This is a genomic window from Streptomyces auratus (genome assembly GCF_050433025.1).
GTDB lineage: Bacteria > Actinomycetota > Actinomycetes > Streptomycetales > Streptomycetaceae > Streptomyces > Streptomyces sioyaensis.
Genome location: NZ_JBNGCB010000001.1, coordinates 1,162,585 through 1,186,523 on the forward strand (window position 1 = coordinate 1,162,585; position 23,939 = coordinate 1,186,523).

Consider the following 23,939-nt stretch of genomic DNA (forward strand, 5'->3'; position numbering starts at 1 on the left):
TCAGATCAACCCCGGTCCGCCGGAAGCGGATCGCGTCCCGCACCGCCGGCCGCGGCCGGCCGCCGGTCCACGGTGACCAGCAGCAGCGCCGCGACGATCAGCACGGCCTGCACGGCGAACGCGGACGACACCCCGACCCGGTCGGACAGTGCACCCAACGCCAGCGGCGCCGCCATGATCGCGGAGTTCACCACGAGTTGGTTGCGGGCGGCCGCGAGGTCGGAGCGGTCCGGCGCGGCGGCGATGGCGTGCGAGAAGCTGAGCGGGAAGAGGTTGGCCACCCCCGCTCCCGCGATCAGCAGCGCAGCGCTGGACAGCACGACCGCATACGAGGACCAGAAGATGCCGAGCCCCGCCGCGGTGAGCAGGAGGGAGCCGGTCAGCAACCGGGGCGCCTTGCCCTGGTCGTTCACCAGCCGGCTCCCCGCCGTACGCCCGATCAGGATGCCCACGGCGAAGAGGGTCATGAGGGTGGCGGCATGGCTGATGCTGAGGTCCAGGCGGCTCACCAGCAGCGGCGCTCCGTAGAAGACCGTCCCGAACTCGATGCCGGCCGCGGCCCCCAGAGCGGCGGAACGCAGCCAGAAGCGGGCGGGCAAGCGGCCTTGGCGCACGGTGCCGGCGGCGGGGCCCTGGTCGGGCAAGGGTCGGCCCCGGCCCAGCGCGTAGAGGAGGCCGAAGGCGACGACCGGCAGCGCCAGCCCCGCCCGCCAGCCGCTGTCGGTGCCGCCCAAGGAGCCGATCACGGCGGGGGCGAGCACCGCGGCCAGACTGGCGGTCGCGTTGGCCTCCACCAGCGCCCGGTCCCGGTGCGCGGAGTGGTGGACGGAGAGCAGCGCGAGGCTGGACGTCTGGAGCATCGGTCCGGTGAGGCCCAGCAGGGCCGTGGCGGCGAGGGTGAACGCGACGGTGTGGCCGACGGCGAGCAGGACGGCGCCGCAGGCGGTGCCGATCACGGACAGCCAGAACAGCCGGTGCCGGCCGAGGCGGCGCAGCGCCTGGGTGAAGAAGAGACCGGACAGCACACTGCCGGCGGCGAACGTCGTGGAGTGCAGGCTCATGACCAGGTAGCTGAAGTCCAGGTCACGCCGGAGAAGGGTGAGGAAGGGGGCGAGGGCGTACAGGCAGTAGGCGTATGCCGCCAGGCTGGTGTACCCCAGGGCGGTGAGGCGATCGCGCCGGAAGACCGGCCCGTCGCAGCGGGTGGAGAGGTCAAAGGAGCCGGCCTTGGCCGTCCCGCGAGGGGCGGTGGGGCCGCGTCGTCGCGGGACGGTCATAGGTCAACAGCCTCCGGCGACCGCGGGAATGACGGAGATCTTCGACCCGTCCGGGGTGACGGTCCCCAGACTGTCGGCCCCGCGGATGTCCTCGTCCTCCACGTAGACGTTGATGAAGCGGCGCAACTTCCCGTCGTCGTCCAGGATGCGTGAGCAGATGCCCGGGAAGTCGCCCTCGAGCGCGGTGAACGCCTCGCCGACGGTGCCCGTGTTCAGCGACACCTCGGCCGCGCCGGCGGTGTAGGTGCGCAGGACCGTGGGAATCCGGACTGTCACCGGCATGGTGAGCCCCCTTCTGTGTGGGTTGCCGTGGTCGGGGTCACCGGGTGGTGCCCCGCAGTGGAGCCGAACTGCATGTCCTCCTGGTCCGCCACGTTGAGCACCGCCCCGGCCGCGTGCCGACGGAACGACACCGCCTCGAAGCCCGGGACGACGTGGCGGGCCCCGCCGGCCCGCAAGGGCGCCGGGTCGAGCCGGCTCACCGCGACGCAGGTGGCGCCGGCCGCGGTGGCCGCACGCACCCCGCCCGAGGTGTCCTCGAAGACCAGGCATGCGGCGGGCGGGATGCCCAGCCGGCGGGCGGCCAGCAGATAACAGTCCGGCGCGGGTTTGCCGCGGGCGGATTCGCCCCAGGTCACGGTGGTGCCGAAGCGACCCGTCAGCCCGAGCGTCCGCAGCGCGCGATCCGCCCGGGCTGCCGAGGCACCGGTGACGAGGGCCAGCGGTACGCCCGCGCCGGCCAGGTCGTGCACGAGTTCGGAGGCACGGGGAACCGGCGTGCAGGCCAGGTCGGGTTCGGACTCACGCACCCGGGTCAAGACCTTCGCCCGGTCCGGTTCAGCGAGCGGGGCGAACACCGTCTCGACGGTGTGCTCGGGGACGCAGCCATACACATGGGCCGCGAACTCCCCGTCGCTGATGGTCAGTCCGTACTCCGAGGCCAGCCCGTTCCACAGGTCGGCGACGGCTTGGTCCGTATCGACCAGGACGCCGTCCATGTCGAACAGCACGCCAGAAAACTGCACAGTGATACCTCCGGTATTGCCTTACTTGTCGAGCGGACCCACGAGGTCCTGGTCGGCCGCGAGACGGCCGGCCTCCACCGCCAGCCGCATCGACTCCGCGAGCTTGGTGGGTGAAGGAGCCTGCGCGACGGCGGTGTTGACCAGTACCGCGTCGGCACCGAGTTCCATCGCACGGACCACCTGGGCGGGAGTGCCCAGGCCGCCTTCCAGCACCACCGGTATGGAGACGGCGGCCATCGTCTCCCGCACCGCACGCTCGTCGACCACGCCTCGGGCGCTGGCGACCGGCGAACACATGACGCGGACGGCGGCACAGCCGGCCTGCTCCAGGGCGACGGCCGTGGCGGGGTCGGGCAGGATGAACGGCAGGACGTCGAAGCCCTCCGCGATCAGCTCCGCTGCCGCCGTGACGGTCTGGGCGTTGTGCGGCAGGTTGTCCGAGGGGCGGACGTCGAGCTTCATGATGTCGATGCCGTAGGAGTCGCGCAGCCGGCGCGCGGTGAGGAGGGCGTCCTGCTGGGAGCGGGCGAAGGACGTGGTCCCGATCCACACGTAGTCGTCGAGCCCGACGGCGTCGTCCAGGTCCGACATCAGCAGGCTGGGCTTGGTCTGTTCCAGGTCGAAGGTGGTGATGAAGACATCGCACGCCGCGCTGCGCAGGACCTCACTGACGAGAGTGGGGTCGGTGTACTGCTCAATGCCAAGGATGAGCCGGGACCGGAATTCGCGGCCGCGGAGGGAGAGCCAGGGATCAGTGGTAACAGCAGCACTTACGGCAGCCGTTGACATATAAGTTCTCCTTTGGGGATCTGAAAGAGCAACGACATGGTTCGAGTGGAATCAGTGGCACCCATCGTTTCCGTTCACGAAATGCGTCCGCCATACCGCGGCCGCCGAACTCTCCACTCGTCGAGTTGAGGTCCGCGGTGTGAATCGACTGACGGATCTTGTGACCGGGCACACCCAACTGTCAACTGCCAAAAGCACGTTGGGCTGACCGGCGCGGATCATTCCGGGGCCGACCACACCCCTGTGACCTGCGCTGTTTGCGGGGCGGTCGGGCATCGCAGGCACCGCTGGGGGATGCACCGCACCCGGCGCGCCCCAGGAAATCGCGATCCAGCGGCTCCGGCCATTGCTCTGACCTGGGATTCAACTTCTGTTCACAGCCGACTTTCCGGGAGCGGCCGAGACTCCCCTCCCACATTGACCAAGAGGGTCCTGTCAATTGGCTGAATCCCTCTGCTGAATGCCGTGCCGGAACGGGGGTGAATGAATGATTCCGGACGCGTCGTGGAGGCGGTCCGCACCGTCGCGGTGACGCGGCCATTTCCCTCCTTTCTCATAGGAAAACCTCCTGGGCGGGTCCGCAAAGTCGCGCCTGGCCCGCGACGCCCGGCACACCCGCACGCAGTCCCGGGCGGCCGTACGGCACGACGCCCCCGCGCCCGTCACGAGGCCACGCGGCTGCGCCCGCTCGCCGCCTCGTACCGCGCGGCCAGGTGCTCACCCTGGCGGTACGCGAACTGCCGGGCGCGGGACTCCAGCAGCGGATAGCCGGGCTGCGCCGTCATCTGTGCGGGGTGCTTTCTGTAGTGGTAGACGACGGTGGGCACCAGGGCTCCGCGGGCAACGCCCGTCACACCGACCAGATAGGCGTAGTCCTCGCCCTGCGGGAGCGCGGCGTAGCCACCGCAGCCGCGGATGAGGTCCGTCCGTGCGAGCAGCGTGGTCGGTCCGAGGGGGATGGTGGCCTCCGGCGACCTCCAATACCCCCATACCTCACCGGGAGCGTGGAAGCCCGGCGGCGTCGGGCAGCGCCAGGTGACCGCCGAGCCGTCCGGATGCAGGTCGGCCGACCAGCCCGCGGCCCAGCCGAGGGCATGCGCGCGGGCGTGTGCCAGGCGGACCGACAGCGACCCCTCGGGGAGCAGATCGTCGTCGTCCGCCGTGGTGCACCACTCCGCGGAGACCTCGTTCAGCGCGAAGTTCCGCGCAGCGCCCGCGCCGACCGCCCTGGGGAGGTCGACCACGCGGACCCGGGGGTCCTCCCGGAGCCGGGCGGGCACGTCGGGTAACGGAACGCCGTCCAGGGACACGACCCACTCCCACGAGGCATCCTGCCTGCACAGACTCTCGTACAGCGCGATCAGGTAGGGGCGCCGCTCGGGCCGCAGACGGGTGGGCGTGATGACGGCGACGTCGGCATTCGCATGGGGCACGGGAACTTCCTCGCGGCAAGGGACGGGCGGAAGCGGACGGGCAGGAGGCTCATGCGGAGCGGTGCAGGGAACCGGGGGCACAGGCGGCACCCGGCCGCTGCTCCCAGGGCCCGAGGACGAGCTCGGCGGACAGCGTGGTCAGGTAGAGGCCGTGCGGCAACGACTGCTGGTAGGCGAGGAGTTCGTCGCCGGTGGCCGGCATGGCGGGGGCCCGGGCCGCCGCGGCCGCGAGCAGGCCGGGGGCCGCGGTGTGTTCGCCCTGCGGCCCGGTCCAGCGCAGGACGAGCATGCCGTGGCCCGTTCCGGGCTGCTGCTCGGGAAGGCCGGGGTGGGTCGGCCGGGCCCATCGGTGGACCTCGTCGAGGATCACCACGGGGTAGATCGCTCCGATTCCGTAGCAGGCGGCCTGTACCGCGTGCGCAGACAACTCCCCTTCCTCCTAGAGGAGTTCGACGTGGGCGCGAGCGGGGGCGCTGCCGCGGGTATCGAGCAGCAGCGGGGCGTGGTGCGCGATCTCGTCGAGGTCGTAGCAGCGGTGCTGTTGCAGCAGGATCACGAGGTCTGCCTCCCTCAGGGCCTGCGGCAGATCGGGGGCGGCGGACACGGCGCTGTCGTCGACCTCCCACTGGGACACATAGGGGTCATGGAAGACGACGTGGGCGCCCAGCGCGCGCAGGCGCCTCGCCACCGGGCGGGCACTGGTTTCGCGCTGGTCGGCGACGTCGGCCTTGTACGTGACGCCGAGCAGCAGCACTCGGGCACCGCTGAGGGTCCTGCCCGCCCGGTCGAGCAGTTGCTGCGCCCGCTCGACGACGTAGCGCGGCATCCGTGTGTTGATCTCCTGGGCGAGTTCCACCATTCTGAACGGATAGCCCAGGGTGCGGACCTTGTGGGCCAGGTAGTTGGGGTCGATCGGGATGCAGTGGCCGCCGACGCCCGGACCGGGGCGGAACGCCTGAAAGCCGAAGGGCTTGGTGGACGCGCACGCGATCGCGTCCCACAGATCGATCCCCAGCTCGTGGCAGAACACCGCCATCTCGTTGACCAGGGCGATGTTGACGTGCCGGTAGGTGTTCTCGATGAGCTTGGCCATCTCGGCCTCGCGGGTGCCGGCCGCCTGGACCACGGTGTCGACGAACTTGCCGTAGAGGGCTCCGGCGGCGGCCGTGCAGTCCGGGGTGTACCCCCCGACGATCTTCGGGGTGTTCTTGATCCCGAAGTGCTTGTTGCCCGGATCGACGCGTTCCGGGGAGAAGGCCAGGTGGAAGTCGGTCCCGGCCCGTAACCCCGAGCGCTCCAGGATCGGGCGCACCACTTCGTCGGTGGTGCCCGGGTAGGTGGTCGACTCCAGGACCACCAGCGTCCCGGGCCGCAGCTGCCGGGTCACCGCCGCGCAGGCGGCCTCGACCATGGCCAGATCGGGGCCGCTGTGGGCGCTCAGCGGGGTCGGCACGCACACCACCACCGCGGCGGCGTCCGCGAGCACCCCCTCGTCGGTTGTGGCGGTGAAGCCGGCCGCGCGCATGGCGGCGACCTCGTCGTCGGCGACGTCGCCGATGTGGGAGGTGCCCGCGGTGAGCCGCGCCACCGTTTCCGCGTCACGGTCCAGGCCGGTGACGGTCAGCCCGGAGCGGCACGCCTCCAGCGCGAGCGGCAGTCCGACGTACCCCAGGCCGATGACGACCAAGTCACTGCGCACGGTTGTCCCTTTCTGATGCTTTCTGACGGAGAAGCAGGTCTACGGGGAGGCGCTCGGCTCACGCCGTGCGGGCGCGGGCCTCACGCTGTGCGGGCGCGGGCCCTCACGCCGTACGGGCGCGGGCCTCACGCCGTACGGGCGCGAGCGGCGAGCAGGGCAGCCAGGACGCTCGGCACGAGCAGCAGCCCGAAGGCGGCGACATAGCCGGCCAGACCGGTGGAGCCCGTGCCCAGGCCGGCGTGGAACAGGGCGGAGGCGAGGCCCATGACCGTGATCTGGCCCAGGTTCTGGGTGGTCTGCATCGCGCTGCTGGCATAGCCCTGCCGGTCGGGCGGGCTGTGCGAGAGGGAGAGGAGGGTGAGCGAGGGGACGAGCAGGCCCATCCCGACGGCCGCGAGAAGCATGGCCGAGGCGGCGGTGAGCGCGGGCAGCGCGGGCAACGTGCCGACCGTGGCGAGCGCGACCGCCGCCGCCAGCAGCAGCGCACCGGCCGCGACCAGGCGGTGGCGGGGGCAGCGCTCGTGCAGGCGGCCCTGCACCCAGGAGGCACCGGCCCAGGCGATGGCCGCGCCCGTGAAGGCCAGGCCGGTCACCGCGGCCGGCACCCGCCGGACAGTGTCGAGCAACAGCGGAACGAAGGCCTCCAGCGTGAAGTACACCCCTGACGCCAGCCCGCGCAGCAGCACCGTGGCGGGCAGGCCTCGCGCGCCGCGCCAGGTGCCCGGCGGCAGCAGCCGGGCGGCGAACACCGCGAGCAGGGCGAGCCCCGTCGCCGTGCACACCAGATGGCGCAGGTCCCAGCCCGAAATGCCGTACTGCGCCAGCGCCGCGCCCGCGCTCACCGCCGCCGCGACGAGCAGGGCGGGGCGCGGCGTCCGCGCGTCCGACGGCTCGGGCGCGGCGTGCCGGGAGCGGCTGCGCAGCATCGCCACCACGGCCAGCGCCGGCAGCAGGGTCAGCGCGGCCAGGCCGAAGAACACCGCCCGCCAGGACCACCAGGCGGCCACCAGTCCCGCCAGCGGAGGGCCGGCGAGCGACGGGACGATCCAGCAGGTGCTCATCAGCGCCAGGGCCCGTGGCCGCAGGCGGTCGGGGTAGGCCTGGCCGATGGCGGTGTTGATCGACACCGCGACCATCCCGCCCGCCACCCCGTCCAGGAAGCGCCCGGCCGCCAGCTGCCAGATGGTGGTGCTGGTGGCCGAGACCAGCAGGGTGACCACCGCCAGGAGCAGGCCCGCCGCCAGCGGGCGGCGCGCCCCCGCCCGGTCCGCCCAGCCGCCGCCGAGCACCCCGCCGAGCAGGCTCGCGGCCACGAAGCAGCCCGCCACCATGGGGTAGAGCGACACCCCGTCCAGGTCCTGTGCGGCCACCGGCAGGGTGGGCACCACGGCCAGCGCGGCGAACCCGGTCAGGAACATCACCCCGGCGAAGCTGGCCGTGGCGGCCGCGTACGTCCGGGAGAACAGCCCTTCCGCAGCGGCCTCGGCCCGGGCCGGCGCCTGCTCAGCCATCGCCGTCAGCCCGCCGCGGCCCGCCGGTGCCGGTGCCGTGGGTGTCGCAGGCGAGCCACTGGGCCAGCGCCCGCATGCCGTCGAACAGCGAGGCCGAGCCCTGCCAGTGCAGTGCGGTGCCGATCAGATCGGTCGCCATGACCGGCTGTGGGACCCCGGCGTCGGAGAGCCGCTCCCAGGGGGTGCGGCGGGCGACGACCGAGATCAGCTCGGCCAGCTCCTCCTCTTCGTACGTCCCTGAGGCGACGTGGAGCACCGGGTGCTGCGGCCGTGCCGCCAGGACGGCGGCGATCGCGCCCGCCATGTCCCGGTAGTCCACGACCTGGTGCTGCCGCTGCGGGCACAGGTGCAGCGGCTTACGCGTCCACACCCGATGGATCCACTGCGCGGGCGTGGTGTCGGCGGGGGCGTGCGGCCCCACCGGCTGGGCCAGCCGCAGGACCTGCACCGGGATGCCGCTCCGCTCGCCCCACTGGCGGCACTGCTCCTCCTCGCGCCACCACGCCAGGGCGACCGGGTCCTGCGGCGGCCCCGTCAGCGACCCCTCCGTCACGGACTGCTCACCGCTGCCGCGGTAGACCGCCGCGGAACCGGCGTAGACGAGCCGCTCCACCCCTGCCTCCTCCGCGGCCGCCAGGACATCCGCCAGCCGGCCCGGATCCGTGGCCGGGGAGCCCAGGTGCACCAGGTGCACGACGCCGTCCAGGTCCTTGCCGGTCACGGGGTGCGGAAAATGACCGGCGGGCTGCCCCACGTCGCCCAGCAGCCGGGCCAGTTGCGGCCCGAAGCCGCGCTCGCCTCCGGTGACGGCGACCCGGGCGGCGGGCGGGTCCGTCGCCGGCTTGCGCCCGGCCCTGCGTCCCTCCTCCAGCGCCGCCAGGGCCAAGTCCCGTACGGGAGGTACCAGTTCGTTCAGCTCGTCGGCGGTGAAGTCCTCACACAGGCCGCCGGGCCCCAGCGATTCCATCACCTCCCGCGCGACCGACGGGTCGGGTGCCTCGGTCGTGAGGCCGGCCACGGCGGTGCCGAGCGCGAACCCCGTCATCCACACGGCCCTCGCCACCTGCTCGGACAGCGAAGACGGCCCGGCCGCGGCGAAGGCCGCATGGCTGTGCTCCAGCAGGCCGATCCGCTGGAGGTACCGCTCGGTCTCGACGTACTCCCGCTCCGTCCCGTACCGGACCGCGCACCGGGCCTCGCCGTACTGGTAGAAGGGGACGACCGGGAAATCGGCGCAGTCGTACGTCGTGGGTGCGGCCGCCTCGCTGGTGTAGAGGGCCGCCCGCCGCCACCCGTGGGTGCTGTTGCCGGCGATGCTGGGCACCTCGGTATGGTCCACCGTGCTGGGTACGGACACCCGCACCGGGACACCGCATACGTTGAGGTAGCGCTGCATCACCACGTCGTAGGGCCAGCCGGCGCCCTGCTCGGTCGCGAACCGCGCGTATCCCCGGGCGACTTGGGCCGGGAGCAGCAACGCCAGGCAGGGCACGTGCTCCTGGAGCGCGTAGGCCCACTGCGCGCCCGTCAGCGCCGCCAGGCGCACCACGGCACCGTTGCGCCCTTCCCAGCCGGCGTAGAAGGCCACGGCCTCGTGCGGCACCGCCGCCGCGACGCGCTCCGCGTGCGCGAAGAATCCCTCGGCGAGGACCACGTCGTCCTGCAGCACCAGATGGTGCGTGGCGTCCTCCGCCACGCAGCTCCACGCCGGATTGGCGGTACGCAGCGCCGTCGGGGGCCCCTCGGGCTCGGGGTCCAGCACCACGGCCACCCGGCCCTGCGCGTCGCGGCCCGCGAGTAACTGGGCGGCCTCGGCGCGCCGGGGATGCGCCATGACCGCACCACTCAGCTTGACCGGCCCGTTCGTGAACGCCGTCGAGGTGGCCGGATTCGATGCGGACGGATTCGATGCGGACGCATTCGACGCGGACGGATGGCTCAGGGGATCATCCATTGCACTACCTCGCAAGAGTAACTGGGGCGGCGAAAGGGGGGTGTGGGAAGGGAGAGCGGGGAGAAGGCTGTCGCCGGGTCACAGTCCGGGAAATGCAAGACCACGGGAATCACGCACGACCACGGCGGATGTCAGTCGAGGAACGAGGTGAACTCCGGCCGTTTCGGGGGGATCTGATCCGGCCTCCTGCGCCGGCACCGGAAAGATCGATTCGCCGAATTTTCGCACCCCGGTGAGCAGCGATCTCCGGAAGAGCGACACTCACCGCCAGAGGTCAGAACTCACGGTGGAGCGGGGCCACAACTCGGGTGGGGTCACCACTCACGCACGGGCGCACCGGCGCACCGGCGCCTCAGTCACCGGAACCGACCACATCGGCGACATCGGCGGCATCAGCGGCATCGGCATTGCGCACCATGCGCTCATTGTTCTCAAGGCCGTGATCCATGCCCTGCTCCCGCTCCAGCCGAATCATGTCGGCGGGGCGGTAATTGAGGATCCATGCACGTCGGGTCCGGACCGAGATGTTGCCGCGGGAGTAATGCAGCGTACCGCCGGCATGCGCGACTCCCTCGCCGAGCGACAACGGCACCGCAGTCGCGCCGGGTTCGTCCTCGGAGCAGTCGCATTCGATGTTGCGGCCGTCGCTGGTCGGCCGGTGGGGGCGAATGGGCTTCTGGTGCGAACCCCGGATATACCACATGCAGCCGTTGTCCAAAGTGGCCTCGTCCAGCGCCACCCAGATCGAGACCGCCCGGGTGTCGGGCAGATCGATCCAGTAGGCCGCGTCCTGATGCCACGGGGTCGGCACCCCGGTGTGCGGCGCCTTGTGAATCAGCATGTCGAAGTCCAGCACGGCGTCGTCGCCGATCAGTTCACGCGCCATCGTCAACGCCCGGGAGTGCAGCGGCAGATCCTTCAACGGTGCGTAGAGCGCCGAGGGCCACATGATCTGGGTGATGTTCTCCCGGACCCCCTCCCGGCGCGGAACATGGGAAGCGAGATCTGAGCGCTTGTCGCCGCTTTCTATCTCACCACTCAAGAGGCGGTCATAGATATTTCGGTAGGTTTCCACCTCGGCCATGGAGAGCAGTTCTCCGGTCAAGGCGAACCCATCCTGCTGGAATACCTGCGTACGTTCGAGATCAGTGCTCAGCGTCATTGCGAGACCCATTCTCGTGAGTGTTTCCCCCGGCCTTGCCGACGTACCCGACCAGAGGGCGTGCGCATGAGAGGAACTGCGCCCATCGCCATTTCAATGATCTTGATGGACGGAAGAAGACATCATCCGGGGCCGGATGGCCGCAATCGAAGGGTGAGCCCCATCGGGGGCAAGAATACGGAACACCTCCGGGACCTGCCACGCATAGAGCGCAGGCCACCCGGCAAGCATGAGCAAAAAAACGGAATTTAGCGTTCCAAGCAACTGGCAACAACAACGGGAAGGCCTGGCCATTCCCCAACGATCCCCACTCAGCCCCGATAGGCCCCCCGTTGGCGAGTTGATCTTCACAACGCCGGAAATTTTTACATACGGATTTCGTGGCAGTCAAGGCAGCCCACGCCCGAGGTCTTTCCCGGAGAACGAGATGAGTACATCTCTCGACTGTGGTGCTTGATGGGCGATTCGCCCGATTGGAAAAAACCAATACATCGGGCCGGCTTGAGATTTCCCCCCGTACGCCCACACGACAGCTTCCCGACATCCTCGACCGCCCGGAGCCACCCCACCCACACGCTCGGGTTTGGCTGGATAACGCTCACCGGAGAGCCGAGTTTCGGCCGTCCGCTCACCTTCATCAAGCACCGGAAGGACTTTTTCCGGTTTCCGGTACACGGAAAGGCGCCCCGCTATCAGCGGCCTTTCCTGCCGCCCCCTGCCCGCGCGCTCCAGCCACCCCCTAAACGTGACCCTGCGCACTGATGACACCCCGCCCCCGCACTCGCACCATGGGCACCACTCGCACCACACCATGCCTGGGAGAACACAAGTACCCAGCGTGGACGCGCTCCCTCCGCACGCCCCACTCCCCCGCACCGCCCGCGGTGACGAGTTCTGTCATGACGTCCGTGAGGACACCCGTCATGACATGGAGCCCACCCCAGCGGGCCAGTCACCGAGCGCCACCCCTTGCCCTCGCACGCGAAGCTCGGCGACTCGGTGAACGGCCCTGTCAGTCCCACAAGGAGAAGGCATGACAGGCGCCGAGACCGTCTCGCCCGACGGGCTCAAGGTCCATGTGGCACACCGTCGGAACCCCTACGCGTACCTGCTCACCGGCGATCAACTCGACGCGCTGCTCCTTGAGTTGGCGCTCCAGCGCGCGGCCGCCATCTGGCGGAACCACACCGCCGGCGAGCGCGCGCCCCGCGGCGCCTACCCCCGCCCGATGATGGGCTTCGTCCTGATGGACGCCACCGCGGGCCCCTGGGTACCGAACGACAGCGCGGTGCTGGGCGTGGTCGTCATCGGCGACCGCGGCCACGAGTACCTGCCGAACGCGGCCGCGAAGGCCGGCTGCCACCGCCGCCTGGGGCGCAACAACGGTGAGGCGGTGCACGTCGATCCGCACCGCCTCGGCACCGGCGATTTCCGGTACGGCCACTCCGCGGAGGTGCGCGGCCAGATCGTCGGCGCCAGCTCGCAATCCCCGGACCAGGACCTCCATGAGGCGGGGCGGCTGGCCGCCGATTTCGTCGCCGCCATCGGAGAACGACACCTGGCCTGGGAACACCGGCGCGGTCCGGAGGACTGGCTGTCCCCCGACAACACGCCCGCTCCCGAGTACCGGGCCATGATCGACTGGTACTCGGGAGCGCCGTCCTGATACAGCGTCCATCACCCTGAGCGGGGGCGGTTCCGCAGCGAGCCGACGGCCCGGTCGCCGCCGCGGGGGCGCCGGGCCGCCGGCCGGTTCACCGCGGGTCGCGGTTACGCCTTGCCCGTGAGGCTGGCGAACACCACCAGGTTGTCGGGGTAGTAGTGCTTTCCCTGGTCGTAGTCGCCGCCGCAGGTGATCAGGCGGAGGCCGGCGTGGTCGAGGTTCTTGTACACCTCGAGCGTGGGGAACTTGTTCTTCGGGTACTGGGCCACGCGGTCGACGGTGAACTTCGCCGTGCTCCCGTCCTGCCGGGTGACGTCGATGGCGTCACCGGCCTTCATCTTGGACAGCGCGTGGAACACCGCCGGCGTGCCGTTCCAGGTGACATGACCGGCGATCACGGCCGGCCCCTGCGAGCCGGGCGTCGGCCCCGGCTCGTACCAGCCCGCCTTGGCGGGGTCCTTGGGCGTCTGCATGGATCCGTTCTTGTGCTGACCCAGCGACTCCAGCGGGGAGGAGACCTTGAGCGCGGGGATGGAGAGCCGTTCTGGGGCCGACTTCGGCATCGCGGCGGCGGCTTTCGCACCGGCGTCTCCCCCGGCTGCCCCGTCCTGGGACGACTGACCGCCGCCCTGAGCCGGCTGCTGCTCCGCGGGGGCCGACTGGGGCGGCGCCGCACCCTGTCCCCCGCACCCGGCAAGGAGCACGGACGCCATCGCCGCGGCGAGCACGTATGCGGTGGCACGGCGCCCCCGACGGCCGGCGGTGCACACGATTTCCTGGCTCCAGCGGTTCACGCGGCGCCCCCGTTGCTCCGGTTGCGCCCGGCGAAGAGCACGCCCCGCCGTCGCCGTACGAGGGCCAGCGCGCCGGTGACCACCACGAAGGCCGCTCCTCCGGCACCGATCATCGCGGCCGGCATCGCCTTCTCCTCGACGGGCCCGGTGCCGGTCTCGACACCGCCGACGGGGATGGATCCCACCGCGGCGCCCTGAACCTCACCGCAGTTGGTCGGGGCGGTGGCCTCCTGGGGGAGCTTGGGATCGAGTTCGCTCTTGCCGGCGCCCTCGAAGTCGTACTTCTTGTTGTTGTTGCGGTCGATGCCGTGCTGCACGATGTGCAGGTCCTTGATGTGGTCGACCACCGCCTGGGAGACGGGAATCGTGCGCTCGTAGGAGAGCTTCCCCTGCGCGTCGGCCACGGGCATGCGGTCGACGGCGAGACCACTGCCCATGGCGTCCGTGGGCCCCTTGGTGGTGAGCGAGATGTTGATGTTGCCGTAGTCGACCGTGGCTTCGGTGTTGTTGATGACTCCGTCGCCGTTGGTGTCGGCGCTCGGGTCCGGGCAGTGGAAGTCGTGGCCGTCGGTGGAGCCATGGAGGTGCTGGGCGGAGGGCTGCCCGGGCACATGCCCCTCGGACTCGATCTTCACGGTCAGCTCGTGGCCCTTGAGGCTGAGCATCGCGGTGCCCTTGGAGCCGGAGTTGTTCAGCTGCGACAGGTTGATCTGGTACGCGCCGTTGCCCTCGGCGACGGCCTGGGACGAGGCACCCGCGGTGAGGGCCAGGGCGGCAGGCAGAGCAACGAGTACGGCGAGTCGGCTGGTGCGCTTGGCTATCACGTTCGTTCCTTTTCCGGCGGCCTCCGCGGAGGAGGGGGGACCGCACGTCGTCCGGGTTCGAAGCAACACCTCAGCGAGGCAGAAGCAACACCTCAACGAGGCATCAGCCGTTATTCGGAGCTGCCGCCCCGGCGGATTGGTGGCGTGCGAAAAAAATCTGGTGGCCGCCGGAAAACCCCGGACGGGCGGCGCCCGGCGGGCGGCCCCCGGGCGACCCCGGACGCGTGCTGACCAGCCGGAGTTTGCCCGGACAGGCAGAGGGGAGGCGCCCTCGAAACGGCCCGATGCCCCGCCCGGGAAACCGGACGGGGCATCGGCATGCTGGGGCCACAGCGGCCCCGGGTCGGCCTACTTGAACCAGTACCGCACGCCGTGGTGGTGGCTGCAGGTGCCGGAGAAGTGGCGGCTGTAGGACCAGGTGCCGTCCTTGCACTTGGCCATGGCGCCTCGAGGGTGCTTGATGTGGGTGCCACAGGTGCCGGTGGTGTGGTGCGCGCAGTGGACGGTGGCGGCTTGCGCGGTGGTGGCGCCGAGGGTGACGGGTGCGATCACCGCAGTGGCGAGTGCGGCGGCGGCGAAGGCGCTTCGGATACGGCGTGCCGCACGGTGGGTGTTGAGCAAGGTGCCCCCCTGGTGGTTCCGGTTGGAGAGTTGAGCTTGGCGCGATGACATACCGCCGGGCCGGAATATCCAGGAGTTGTGATGGATGTGTGACCTTCGGGAGCAAAGGGTCATTGTGGGCATGTCAAGGGGGGAACTTGCCGCGGTGACTGCCCCGTTGCGGTATCGGCGCGACGAAGTCCAGGGCGTCCGGCTGCGTTCGGGCTCTCCTCAGTGGGGGGCGATCTCCGCACTGAGTCCGGCCGATCGCCCGGCGTCCGGGTGGCGGCGCAAGTCCCGCCGCCACCCTTGTGGCGAGCGCCGGCGCAGGGGTCAGCTCGGCGTGACGCGACCGCGCCAGGCGCCGCTCTCGGTTCCCCGGTGCTCGATGTAGTGCTTGAAGCGCTGCATATCGCCCTTGACCCGCCGGGCGATGACACCCGTCATGTCCGCGGTTGTCTCCGCCACACCACTGGGCTCGACATCCATCACGAGCTCCACCCGGGTGTGCGTGTCGTCCAGGCGCTGGAAGCTGACGAGGCCCTTCTGCCGGGTATCGCCGCTGGTGGTGCGCCAGGCGATCCGATCGTCGGGGAGCTGGTCGACGATTTCGGTGTCGAACTCCCTCCGGATGCCGCCAATCTTGGTGGTCCAGCGGTTGTGCAGGTCGTCGAGCTGGGTGATCTTCTCGACGCCTTCCATGAACTGGGGGAACTCCTCGAACTGCGTCCACTGGTTGTAGGCGGTGTGGACCGGGACGTCGACGTCCACCGTCTCCTTCACCATGCTCATAGTGACGCCTCCTCAGTGGCGACTCTCCTGTGGGTACAGAACCCGTAGCGCGAATTTCGCGCATTGCAGCGGGTGCCCACCGCGAGCTTCCCTAGTCCCGCCCGCCGGAGTTTCCGCCCTGGCAGCAGCTCGGCCCGGCAATCAGCCGGCCCCGACGTCCTTGCATGCAGGCGGCCGCGCTCCTGCGACGGTTCGGTTCGGTTCGGTTCGGTTCGTCTGAGCATCAGAAGCTCAAGGAGGACGGGGCAGTTGCCGTGGTGCCGTGGGTTACTACCGGTCCGTGGAATGTGCCCGGCGGCGCGTGGCATCGAGGGTGCCCAGCAGGGTGAGTGCCTGGGCACTGGGGCTTCCTGCTTCTGCGTGGTAGATCACGAGCTGCTGGGCGTGCGCTCCTCGTACGTCGAAGGACTGGTAGGTGAGTGCCAGGTCCCCGACCTCGGGGTGGCGGAGTTCCTTGGCATCGTGGTTCTTTCCGTTGACTTTCTGTGCTGTCCAGAGCGCGACGAATTCCTCACTCGACGCCATGAGTGTCCGAACGAGGGCGCGCAGGCGGGGATAGTGCGGCACGAGGCCGGTGGCCTGGCGCAGGTGGGCCACGGTCGCCTCGGCCGCGCGCGGCCAGTGTGCGTAAAAGCGCCGGCCCGCGGGGTCGAGGAAGATCATCCGGGCGAGGTTGTCCGCGTGGTCGAACGGCGAGAACAGCGCGTCGGCCAGCGGGTTGGCCGCCAGGAGATCCAGGGCCGGGTTGAGGACGAATGCCGGGGTGTGCGGGAAGCCGTCCAGTAGCTGCCGCAGCATCGGGCCGACCGTCTCCTGCGGGTGCGCCCGGAAGCCGGCCGGCATGGTGTCCGCGAGCCGGTAGAGGTGGTCGCGGGTCTCCTCGTCCATGCGCAGGGCGCCGCTGATCGCGTCGAGGACCTGCGGAGAGGGGCTGGATTCGCGTCCCTGTTCCAGGCGGGCGTAGTAATCGGCGTTCATACCGGCCAGGACGGCCACCTCCTCCCGCCGCAGGCCCGCCACCCGTCGTCGGCCGTAGGACGTCAGCCCCACATCGCCCGGCAGCAGGCGGGCACGGTGCGCGCGCAGGAAGTCCCCGAGGTCGTTGCTCATCACTTCGTCAGGCTAAGGGCCGCCCCTTGGCCGTGCCTGGGTGTGCCATGCCCAGGCACGGCCTGTTCTGGCTGCGCCTTCTGCCGCCGCCCAGACTCGACGACATCCACGACACGGGCTTCGCCGCCACAGGCGACATCAGGGACGACGTGCTCCCCCACGAGCACCTCGCCCTCCACCGGGAGGAACAGGCATGACGCAGCACACCAAGGTCGTCGCGATCACCGGCGCGAGCAGCGGTATCGGTGCGGCGACCGCCCGCCGGCTCGCAGCCGACGGGCACCGGGTCCTTCTCGGCGCGCGCCGCACCGACCGCCTGAAGCAGCTGTCCGAAGAGATCACGGAAGAGGGCGGCACAGCGGCCTTCCGGCGGCTGGACGTCACCGACGTGGCGGACGTGCGGGCGTTCGTCGACGCCGCTCGCGCCGAGTTCGGCCGGATCGATGTCCTGGTGAGCAACGCGGGAGTGATGCCGCTGTCTCCCCTGGAGGCGACGCGGACCGGCGAGTGGGACCGCATGATCGACGTGAACCTGCGCGGCGTCCTGCATGGGATCGCCGCCGCGCTGCCGATGATGCGGGAACAGGGCGGCGGCCATTTCGTGCACCTCGCCTCCGTCGGCGCCTACGAGGTCTCGCCGACCGCAGCCGTCTACTGCGCCACGAAATTCGCTGTCCGCGCCCTCTCCGAAGGACTGCGCCAGGAATCCGCCGGAGACATCCGCGTCACCCTCGTCTCCCCGGGCGTGACGGAGTCCGAACTCGCCGACGGCATCTCCGATCCGCAAGCCCGGGAGGCCATGAGGACCTACCGCGCGGTGGCGCTGCCGGCCTCCGCCGTCGCGGACGCCATCGCGTACGCGCTCTCCCAGCCCCCGCAGGTCGATGTGAACGAAATCGTGGTCCGCCCCGCTGCAAGCGCACAGTAGCCGCCCGCACTGGAGCCGAAAGAACTCGTCAGCCCTGACGAGTTCAACCGTCTGAAAGGAAGGAGACCCGCAGCCGCGATCTCGCGGCGGTGGGCCGGACGCGGCGCCCGGGGCATTGGGCAAGGGCGGGGCGTCCTCGGCCGTACCGTCCACGGGGGCCTGAGGAACCTGATGTACGGCGGGGGCGTGGCGGGCCGGGGACGGCACCGGGAGACGGGGCTGCGGGTCCGCCACGCCCCCGCCGGGCGTCAGGAGCGGCCCTTGCCCTTCAGGGAGTCCTTCATCCCCTGGAGGTTCTCCCGGGCGTCGCCCACCGCGCCCTTGGCCCTGCCCTTGGCCTCGTCCGCGCGGCCTTCGCCCTTCAGGCGCTCGTCGCCCATGGCCTTGCCGGCCTTCTGCTTGGCCTTGCCCTTCATCTTGTCCATGGCACCTTTGCCACCCATGTCGAACTCCTTACATGTGGGGGGAGAGGAAAGCTTCGCCACTACGCTGCCGCAGGTCGTGGCGGAGCGCACCCGGAGGCGGCTACCGGTGGGAACCGGCCCGCCGGCCGCGGTCCGTCCCGGGGGCCCCGCTACGCGTCGGTATCCCGGGCCGCGGCGCCGGGCAGGGACTCCCCCATGGGGCGGACGAGTTGGCGCCCGGCGTGGTTGACGAGCAGGCGGCGCCCGTGGCCGGCGAGGAGGTGGCGGCGGGACAGGGAGGGGGTCACCCGATCGGTCGTCCCAGTTCGCCGGGCTCCCCGCGGCCCCCTAGCGTCGTACGACGCGGCGTGCCGTCTGCGCACCACCGCCACAAGGGAGTCCGAGGGAGTCCGACATGCGGAGGCTCATCACCGTGCCGACTGTGCTGCTCGCCCTTGCCGCCGCGGGCTGCGGGGACGACGCCGGCGAGGCGACGCCCGCGGCGCCGTCCGCCACGGGCAGCGGGCCGGGCGGCCGGGGCTCGGCGTCCCCGACCGTCCCCGGACAGCCGGTGGACTGCGGCGAGCTCGCCGACGCGCTGGGGCCGGAAGGCGATGTCACGCTCTTCGCGGATGCCGCGGCCGGTGGCACGGTGGGCTGCGCGGAGGCCCGCAAGGTGATGTCCGAGTTCTTCGTGCGGGCGCCGCGGGAGGCCGAGGACGACCGGGGCACCCTCGCCGTACGGGGCTGGCTCTGCCAGTACGAGAGCGGCCCTACAGGCACCTGGATCACGACTTGCCGCAAGAGCAAGCGGGAGATGCACACAGAGGAGCCGACCGGCCGGCACACACAGCCCGGCGAGCCGGACGTCCCGGACGGCTCGCAGCTGCCCACCCTTCCCGATGAACCCTCCGACCCGATGGACGAGCCGTCGACGGAGGAGCTGTAGGGGCGCTCCGGCCGCCGGAGCCGGTCCGGCCCCCGCTCGCCCGGGAAGCCCGCGGCGCACACGGCCCGGGAAACCCGCGGCGCCCCCGGAGATCACCCTGATCCGCCCGCGGTGAGTCCTCAGGGTCAGGGCTGCTCCGCCGGCGGCTCTTCCCCCATCCCCTGGAACCACGTCGGGCCCGCCTCCAGCGCCCGCTTGATGCGGGTCAGCGCGTACTCCTTGAGCTCCGGGAGGGCGTCCACCGCGAACCAGCCCACCTCCAGCGACTCGTCGTCGTTGACCCTCGCCTCGCCGCCGATCGCCCGGCAGCGCAGCGTCACGTCCATGAACTGGCAGACGTCACCGTTGGGGTAGTGGGTGGGCGGCATGGTCTCGATGAGGACGACCTCCTCGGGGACGACCCGCACCGCGGTCTCCTCGTAGACCTCGCGTACCGCGGTCTCGGCCGGCTGCTCGCCGGGCTCGGGGATGCCGCCGATCACCGACCAGCCGCCGGTGTCGACCCGCTTGCCCAGGAGGACGCGGCCCCGGTCGTCGAAGACCACCGCGCTGACCCCGGGCAGCCACAGCAGCTGCCGGCCGATGGAGGTCCGCAGGTCACGGATGAATTCGGGAGTTGCCATCCTCCGACCCTACGGGAGATCCCCCAAGGGCTCCTGGCGTGATGTGCCCCTGCCGCATCCGTCCGCCCGTGCCGCGCTCAGGCGCCCGCCGGGCTCCCCTTGCGCGGACGGAGCCGGCCGCGGATCACCCGCACCGCGACCTCCGCGTCGTCGACGGTGATGGTGAAGGTGCGCCCGTCGCCGAGCCGGAGCACCACGCCCTCGCCGCGGCGGACGACCACGGCCGTGCCCTGTTCGGGGCGCCAGCGGTAACCCCAGCCGCCCCAGTGGCGGGGCGTGACCTGCGGGGTGAAGTCGGCGCCGACGACGGTGTCGAGGGGGATCCGGCGGCGCGGCACCCCTATATGGCCGCACCGCACTTCCAGGCACTCCTTGTCGACGCGCACCGCGACATGGACGAAGGCGAGCGTGCCGAAGAGCACCAGCAGGCCGGCCGCGACACAGCCGACCACCGACATCACCAGGGGCGCCAGGCCGGAGGTCCAGTTGCTGTCGACGGCGAGTTCGATGCCCAGGGCCAGACAGGCCGCGCCGATCGCGGCCAGCAGCCACTGGATACGGTTGGTGGCGCTGCCGTGCCAGACCTCGGGGAGCTCCGCGTGGGAGCCGCCGACGGGGCGCGCCGGGCCGTCGGCGCCGTCGGTCGGGTCATGGCTCTCGGGGGCGGCTGCCCCCTCGTGGGGGTGGTCCCTCATGAGACGCAGCGTACGCGTCTTTGCACTCAGGGGCAGCGCATCGGACGCGTCGTCGACGGCCCGGTTTGCGGGGCGCGCGAGGTCGCGTCCGGTGTCAGCGGCGGGCGGTGGCGGCGGCCCCGTCGGCCTCGGTCGCGGCGTCCGGCGGCGACACCACGGTGTCGTCCGTACGGCTCTGAGCGAGCAGCCGGCCCTCGGCGTAGACGAGCGCCGCGGCCGGGAGGGCTGCGGGGCGGCCGCTGAGGATCACACCGAGGGTGCCGGTCGGGGCGGCGGCAGGTGCCGGCTCGGCTCCGATACGGCGCAGCGCCTGGGCGGCGACCGCCTCGGCGGAGCCGTGCAGTACGAGTGCGGGGGCGCCGGGCTGCTGGACGGCGGCCCGGATGCGCTGGGCGACCAGCTCGTAGTGGGTGCAGCCCAGGACCACGGCCCGTACGTCCCGGGGGGTGCGCTGCGCGGCGGCCGCGATGGCGGCGTCGATGGCGGCCTCGTCGGCCTCCTGGACCGCGTCGGCGAGCCCCGGGCAGGGCACACCGGTGACGTCCACGCCCTGCCCGAAACGGTCGATCAGATCCCGCTGGTAGGGGCTGCCGGTGGTGGCGGGGGTGGCCCAGATGGCGACCGGGCCGCCGCCGGCCGCGGCGGGCTTGATGGCCGGGACGGTGCCGATGACCGGGATGCCGGGTTCGAGCGCGGCGCGGAGGGCCGGCAGGGCGTGCACGGACGCGGTGTTGCAGGCGACGATCAGGGCGTCGGGCCGGTGCGCGGCCGCGGCGCGGGCCACCGCCAGCGCATGGGCGGTGACGTCGTCGGGCGTACGGGGCCCCCACGGCATTCCGTCGGGGTCGCTGGAGAGCACCAGATCCGCGTCCGGCCGCAGTCGCCGCATGGCGGCGGCCGCCGCGAGCAGCCCATTCCCGGAGTCCATCAGCGCGATCTTCACCCGGACACTTTACTCAGCCGGGCGTCCGTCTTGTCATACCGGGCGGCGACCGGCGGCTGCCCGCCGCGGGCGGACCGTGGCGTTCCGGCCGTTCCCGCGGGGGCGCCACGCCGGGGACTCCGTGCCGATCACCGCCGTGCGCCGGGTGCGGTGCGGCAGACTGCGGTGCCGTGGGAGCGATGGAGTGGATCGGTGCCGGGTCACTGCTGGCGTGGGTGTGGCTGCTGCTGGGGCAGGGCTTCTTCTGGCGGACGGACGTCCGGCTGCCGGCCCGCCGGGATCCCGAGCGCTGGCCGTCCGTCGCGGTCGTGGTCCCGGCGCGGGACGAGGCCGTGGTGCTGCCGGACAGCCTGCCGTCGCTGCTCGGGCAGAAGTACCCGGGCCGGGCGGAGGTGTTCCTGGTCGACGACGGCAGCACGGACGGGACCGGCGCGCTCGCCCGGGAGCTGGCGGCGGCGCGGGGCGGGCTGCCGCTGACGGTGTCCGCGCCCGGCGAGCCCGGGCCGGGGTGGACGGGGAAGCTGTGGGCGCTGCGGCACGGCATGGCGCTGGCGCACGAGCGCGTGGAGCCGGAATATCTCCTGCTGACCGACGCGGACATCGCACACGAACCGGACAGTCTGCGGGAGTTGGTGGCAGCCGCCCGGTCGGCGGAGTGGGATCTGGTGTCGCAGATGGCGCGGCTGCGGGTGGTGACGCGCTGGGAGCGGCTGATCGTCCCGGCGTTCGTGTACTTCTTCGGGCAGCTGTATCCCTTCCGGTGGGTCAACCGTCCCGGGGCGCGGACCGCGGCGGCGGCCGGCGGCTGTGTGCTGCTGCGGCGGGAGGCCGCCGAGCGGGCGGGCATCCCGGAGACGATCCGGCATGCGGTGATCGACGATGTGGCGCTGGCCCGCGCGGTCAAGCGCTCCGGCGGGAGGATCTGGCTGGGGCTGGCGGACCGGGTGGCCAGTGTGCGGCCGTATCCGCGGCCGGCCGATCTGTGGCGGATGGTCTCGCGCAGCGCGTACGCCCAACTGCGGCACCGGCCGTTGCTGTTGCTCGGCACGGTGCTCGGCCTGACGCTGGTGTACCTCGTGCCGCCCGTCGCGCTGGTGGCCGGGGCGGCCGGTGGCGATACGGCGACGGCCGCGCTGGGTGGGGCGGCCTGGGCGGTGATGTGTGGGACGTATCTGCCGATGCTGCGCCATTACGGGCAGCCGTGGTGGACGGCTCCGCTGCTGCCGTTCACCGCGCTGCTGTATTTGCTGATGACGGTGGACTCGGCGGTGCAGCACCACCGGGGGCGCGGCGCGGCATGGAAGGGCCGGACGTACCCGAAGCCCTGAGCGGCGCCCCCGGTGCCGCGGTCACTTCCTGGCCGGTGACCAGTCCAGGCCCCAGCCGTAGGCCTGGTCGACGGTCCGCTGCGGGCTGACGCCGGGCGCGGGCACGAGGTAGCGGGCCTCGCGCTGGACGACGAGTTCGCTGCCGGTGTTCGTGATCAGGGCCAGCGCGCAGACGTTGGAGGGCACCGTGCAGGCGTCGAGCGAGAAGTCGACCGGGGCGCCGTACTGGGGCTGGAGGGTGACCGTCGCGTTCAGGCCCTCGAAGCTGCGGGCGCCCGCGTAGACGGTGACGAAGATCAGGATGCGCTTGATCCGGGCCTGGTGGTCGAGGTTGATGGTCAGGTTCTCGCCGGCCGTGACGGCGCCGGTGCGGTCGTCGCCGTCGAGCTGGATGTACGGCGGGGCGTGCAGGGCGCCGAAGTTGTTGCCGAGCGGATGGATCACACCGGCGGCGCCGTCGGTGAGTTCGTACAGCGCGCACAGGTCGAGGTCGAGCTCACCGGACGGGGGCAGCAGCGCGCCGCGGGCGCCCATGGCCTGCATGGCCTTGCGGCCGAGGGTCTTGCCCAGCCGCTTGCCGGCCGTGCCGCTGCTCCAGTTGAGGTTCACCCGCATCGCCCCGGAGGTGCCGCCCTGCTTCGTCAGCGAGACGGCGGGCGCCGCCTTCGTGAGCGTCACCTTGGTCAGCCGGACGGCCGGCGGCACCGGGGCGGGGGCGTGCTGCCCCGGCGGGGGCGGGACGGACGTCACCGGCTCCCCCGTCGGCACGGGGGGCGCGGCGGGCGGCATGGGAGGCGCGGGCGCCATGGCCGGGGGCGCGGCGAGCGGCGGCGTCGGCACGGCCGGGGCGGGCGGCGGCACGGCAGGGGCCGGGGCGGGCGCGGGCTGCGGCGCCGCGGGCTCCTCGACGCTGATGCCGAAGTCGGTGGCCAGACCGGCGAGACCGGTGTCGTAGCCCTGCCCCACCGCGCGGAACTTCCAGGCGCCCTGGCGGCGGTAGAGCTCGCCGAGCACGAAGGCGGTCTCGGGGCCGGCGTCCTGGCTGTCGAAGCGGGCGAGCTCGGCACCGCCCGCGGCGTCCAGCACCCGGATGTGCAGCCCGGGGACGCTCCCGAAGGTGCCGTCGTGGGCGGAGGCGGCGAGCACCACCGTGTCCACGGCGGGTTCGACGGCGGCCAGCTCGACGGTGAGGCTGTCGGTCAGCGCGCCGCCGGCCGGGCGCTTGCCCTCGTGGCGTACGGCGCCGGAGCGGTGCGCGGCCTGGTTGTAGAAGACGAAGTCGCCGTCGTCGCGGACCTTTCCGGACACCAGCAGCAGCGCGGAGGCGTCCACGTCCGGTGTCCCCGGGGCGGCCTGCCATCCCAGCTCCACCCGGACCGCCGCGGCCGGGACCGGAACATTGCTGCCCTTGAGCATCGACATCGCCGCGCCTTCCT

Annotated in this window: 25 protein-coding genes and 1 pseudogene; 5 read left to right on the plus strand and 21 right to left on the minus strand. The window is 71.7% G+C overall.

Annotated features, from left to right (window positions below):
* Positions 1 to 5: 5 nt before the first annotated feature.
* The 10 genes from BKA18_RS04810 to BKA18_RS04855 all read right to left on the minus strand — a co-directional run bounded on the left by BKA18_RS04810 (position 6) and on the right by BKA18_RS04855 (position 10,850).
* Complete coding sequence (locus tag BKA18_RS04810) at positions 6 to 1,277, minus strand: MFS transporter (RefSeq protein ID WP_366047505.1); 1,272 nt, start codon at positions 1,275 to 1,277, stop codon at positions 6 to 8.
* 3 nt (positions 1,278 to 1,280) lie between these two features.
* Positions 1,281 to 1,559: a MoaD/ThiS family protein gene (locus tag BKA18_RS04815; protein ID WP_093482066.1), complete on the minus strand. Its 279-nt coding sequence runs from the start codon at positions 1,557 to 1,559 to the stop codon at positions 1,281 to 1,283.
* Complete coding sequence (locus tag BKA18_RS04820) at positions 1,550 to 2,302, minus strand: HAD family hydrolase (protein WP_366047506.1); 753 nt, start codon at positions 2,300 to 2,302, stop codon at positions 1,550 to 1,552. The genes BKA18_RS04815 and BKA18_RS04820 overlap by 10 nt, the downstream gene beginning before the upstream one ends.
* A gap of 21 nt (positions 2,303 to 2,323) precedes the next feature.
* Positions 2,324 to 3,091, minus strand: a complete 768-nt coding sequence (locus BKA18_RS04825; protein WP_093482068.1) for a HisA/HisF-related TIM barrel protein — start codon at positions 3,089 to 3,091, stop codon at positions 2,324 to 2,326.
* Positions 3,092 to 3,753: 662 nt separating this feature from the next.
* The gene (locus tag BKA18_RS04830; protein ID WP_366047507.1) at positions 3,754 to 4,524 is read right to left on the minus strand and encodes a glycosyltransferase family 2 protein; all 771 of its coding nucleotides are present in this window, start codon (positions 4,522 to 4,524) and stop codon (positions 3,754 to 3,756) included.
* Between the two features lie 49 nt (positions 4,525 to 4,573).
* Positions 4,574 to 4,951 carry a hypothetical protein gene (locus tag BKA18_RS04835; protein WP_366047508.1) on the minus strand — a complete coding sequence of 126 codons (378 nt, stop codon included), beginning with the start codon at positions 4,949 to 4,951 and terminating at the stop codon, positions 4,574 to 4,576.
* A gap of 12 nt (positions 4,952 to 4,963) precedes the next feature.
* Complete coding sequence (locus BKA18_RS04840) at positions 4,964 to 6,223, minus strand: nucleotide sugar dehydrogenase (protein ID WP_366047509.1); 1,260 nt, start codon at positions 6,221 to 6,223, stop codon at positions 4,964 to 4,966.
* A 125-nt stretch (positions 6,224 to 6,348) separates the two neighbouring features.
* A complete protein-coding gene (locus BKA18_RS04845) occupies positions 6,349 to 7,734 on the minus strand; it encodes an MFS transporter (RefSeq protein ID WP_366047510.1) in 1,386 nt (461 codons plus the stop codon).
* The gene (locus BKA18_RS04850) at positions 7,727 to 9,688 is read right to left on the minus strand and encodes an NAD-dependent epimerase/dehydratase family protein (RefSeq protein ID WP_366047511.1); all 1,962 of its coding nucleotides are present in this window, start codon (positions 9,686 to 9,688) and stop codon (positions 7,727 to 7,729) included. Before BKA18_RS04850 ends, BKA18_RS04845 begins: the two co-directional genes overlap by 8 nt.
* A gap of 352 nt (positions 9,689 to 10,040) precedes the next feature.
* Positions 10,041 to 10,850: a phytanoyl-CoA dioxygenase family protein gene (locus BKA18_RS04855; protein WP_429638157.1), complete on the minus strand. Its 810-nt coding sequence runs from the start codon at positions 10,848 to 10,850 to the stop codon at positions 10,041 to 10,043.
* A gap of 1,033 nt (positions 10,851 to 11,883) precedes the next feature.
* Between BKA18_RS04855 and BKA18_RS04860 the strand changes: the two genes are divergently transcribed.
* Positions 11,884 to 12,516, plus strand: a complete 633-nt coding sequence (locus BKA18_RS04860; protein WP_366047513.1) for a hypothetical protein — start codon at positions 11,884 to 11,886, stop codon at positions 12,514 to 12,516.
* Positions 12,517 to 12,620: 104 nt separating this feature from the next.
* On the opposite strand, the gene BKA18_RS04865 is transcribed toward BKA18_RS04860, so the two are convergent.
* The 5 genes from BKA18_RS04865 to BKA18_RS04885 form a co-directional block, all read right to left on the minus strand.
* Complete coding sequence (locus BKA18_RS04865; RefSeq protein ID WP_366047514.1) at positions 12,621 to 13,307, minus strand: class F sortase; 687 nt, start codon at positions 13,305 to 13,307, stop codon at positions 12,621 to 12,623.
* Complete coding sequence (locus BKA18_RS04870; RefSeq protein WP_366047515.1) at positions 13,304 to 14,131, minus strand: hypothetical protein; 828 nt, start codon at positions 14,129 to 14,131, stop codon at positions 13,304 to 13,306. Before BKA18_RS04870 ends, BKA18_RS04865 begins: the two co-directional genes overlap by 4 nt.
* A 348-nt stretch (positions 14,132 to 14,479) precedes the next feature.
* A complete protein-coding gene (locus BKA18_RS04875; RefSeq protein ID WP_006607300.1) occupies positions 14,480 to 14,752 on the minus strand; it encodes a DUF3761 domain-containing protein in 273 nt (90 codons plus the stop codon).
* A 312-nt stretch (positions 14,753 to 15,064) separates the two neighbouring features.
* Positions 15,065 to 15,523 (minus strand): SRPBCC family protein, encoded by a 459-nt coding sequence (locus tag BKA18_RS04880; protein ID WP_366047516.1) that lies wholly within the window; start codon positions 15,521 to 15,523, stop codon positions 15,065 to 15,067.
* Between the two features lie 270 nt (positions 15,524 to 15,793).
* Positions 15,794 to 16,636 (minus strand): helix-turn-helix transcriptional regulator, encoded by an 843-nt coding sequence (locus tag BKA18_RS04885; protein WP_366047517.1) that lies wholly within the window; start codon positions 16,634 to 16,636, stop codon positions 15,794 to 15,796.
* A gap of 92 nt (positions 16,637 to 16,728) precedes the next feature.
* On the opposite strand from BKA18_RS04885, the pseudogene BKA18_RS04890 reads away from it, so the two are divergent.
* Positions 16,729 to 16,830, plus strand: a pseudogene (locus BKA18_RS04890) (Atu4866 domain-containing protein); the annotation flags it as partial.
* On the plus strand, positions 16,827 to 17,561 hold the full coding sequence (locus tag BKA18_RS04895) for an SDR family oxidoreductase (protein WP_366047518.1): 735 nt from the start codon (positions 16,827 to 16,829) through the stop codon (positions 17,559 to 17,561). The pseudogene BKA18_RS04890 and the gene BKA18_RS04895, both read left to right, overlap by 4 nt.
* A gap of 248 nt (positions 17,562 to 17,809) precedes the next feature.
* On the opposite strand, the gene BKA18_RS04900 is transcribed toward BKA18_RS04895, so the two are convergent.
* Entirely contained in the window at positions 17,810 to 18,004 is a 195-nt protein-coding gene (locus BKA18_RS04900) for a CsbD family protein (RefSeq protein WP_366047519.1), read from the minus strand.
* Positions 18,005 to 18,135: 131 nt separating this feature from the next.
* Positions 18,136 to 18,273, minus strand: coding sequence for a hypothetical protein (locus tag BKA18_RS04905; RefSeq protein ID WP_366047520.1), 138 nt, complete (start codon positions 18,271 to 18,273; stop codon positions 18,136 to 18,138).
* A gap of 107 nt (positions 18,274 to 18,380) precedes the next feature.
* Between BKA18_RS04905 and BKA18_RS04910 the strand changes: the two genes are divergently transcribed.
* On the plus strand, positions 18,381 to 18,914 hold the full coding sequence (locus tag BKA18_RS04910; protein ID WP_366047521.1) for a hypothetical protein: 534 nt from the start codon (positions 18,381 to 18,383) through the stop codon (positions 18,912 to 18,914).
* A 125-nt stretch (positions 18,915 to 19,039) separates the two neighbouring features.
* Here BKA18_RS04910 and BKA18_RS04915 read toward each other — a convergent pair whose 3' ends face one another.
* From BKA18_RS04915 to BKA18_RS04925, 3 genes are all read right to left on the minus strand, one after another.
* Positions 19,040 to 19,537, minus strand: coding sequence for an NUDIX hydrolase (locus BKA18_RS04915; protein ID WP_006607308.1), 498 nt, complete (start codon positions 19,535 to 19,537; stop codon positions 19,040 to 19,042).
* 77 nt (positions 19,538 to 19,614) lie between these two features.
* Complete coding sequence (locus BKA18_RS04920; protein ID WP_096215652.1) at positions 19,615 to 20,232, minus strand: hypothetical protein; 618 nt, start codon at positions 20,230 to 20,232, stop codon at positions 19,615 to 19,617.
* 94 nt (positions 20,233 to 20,326) lie between these two features.
* Positions 20,327 to 21,175 (minus strand): glutamate racemase, encoded by an 849-nt coding sequence (locus BKA18_RS04925; RefSeq protein ID WP_366047522.1) that lies wholly within the window; start codon positions 21,173 to 21,175, stop codon positions 20,327 to 20,329.
* Between the two features lie 179 nt (positions 21,176 to 21,354).
* Between BKA18_RS04925 and BKA18_RS04930 the strand changes: the two genes are divergently transcribed.
* Positions 21,355 to 22,503 carry a glycosyltransferase gene (locus BKA18_RS04930; protein ID WP_366047549.1) on the plus strand — a complete coding sequence of 383 codons (1,149 nt, stop codon included), beginning with the start codon at positions 21,355 to 21,357 and terminating at the stop codon, positions 22,501 to 22,503.
* A 21-nt stretch (positions 22,504 to 22,524) separates the two neighbouring features.
* Here the strand turns inward: BKA18_RS04930 and BKA18_RS04935 are convergent, their stop codons facing one another.
* A complete protein-coding gene (locus BKA18_RS04935; RefSeq protein ID WP_366047523.1) occupies positions 22,525 to 23,925 on the minus strand; it encodes a TerD family protein in 1,401 nt (466 codons plus the stop codon).
* Between the last annotated feature and the right edge of the window lie 14 nt (positions 23,926 to 23,939).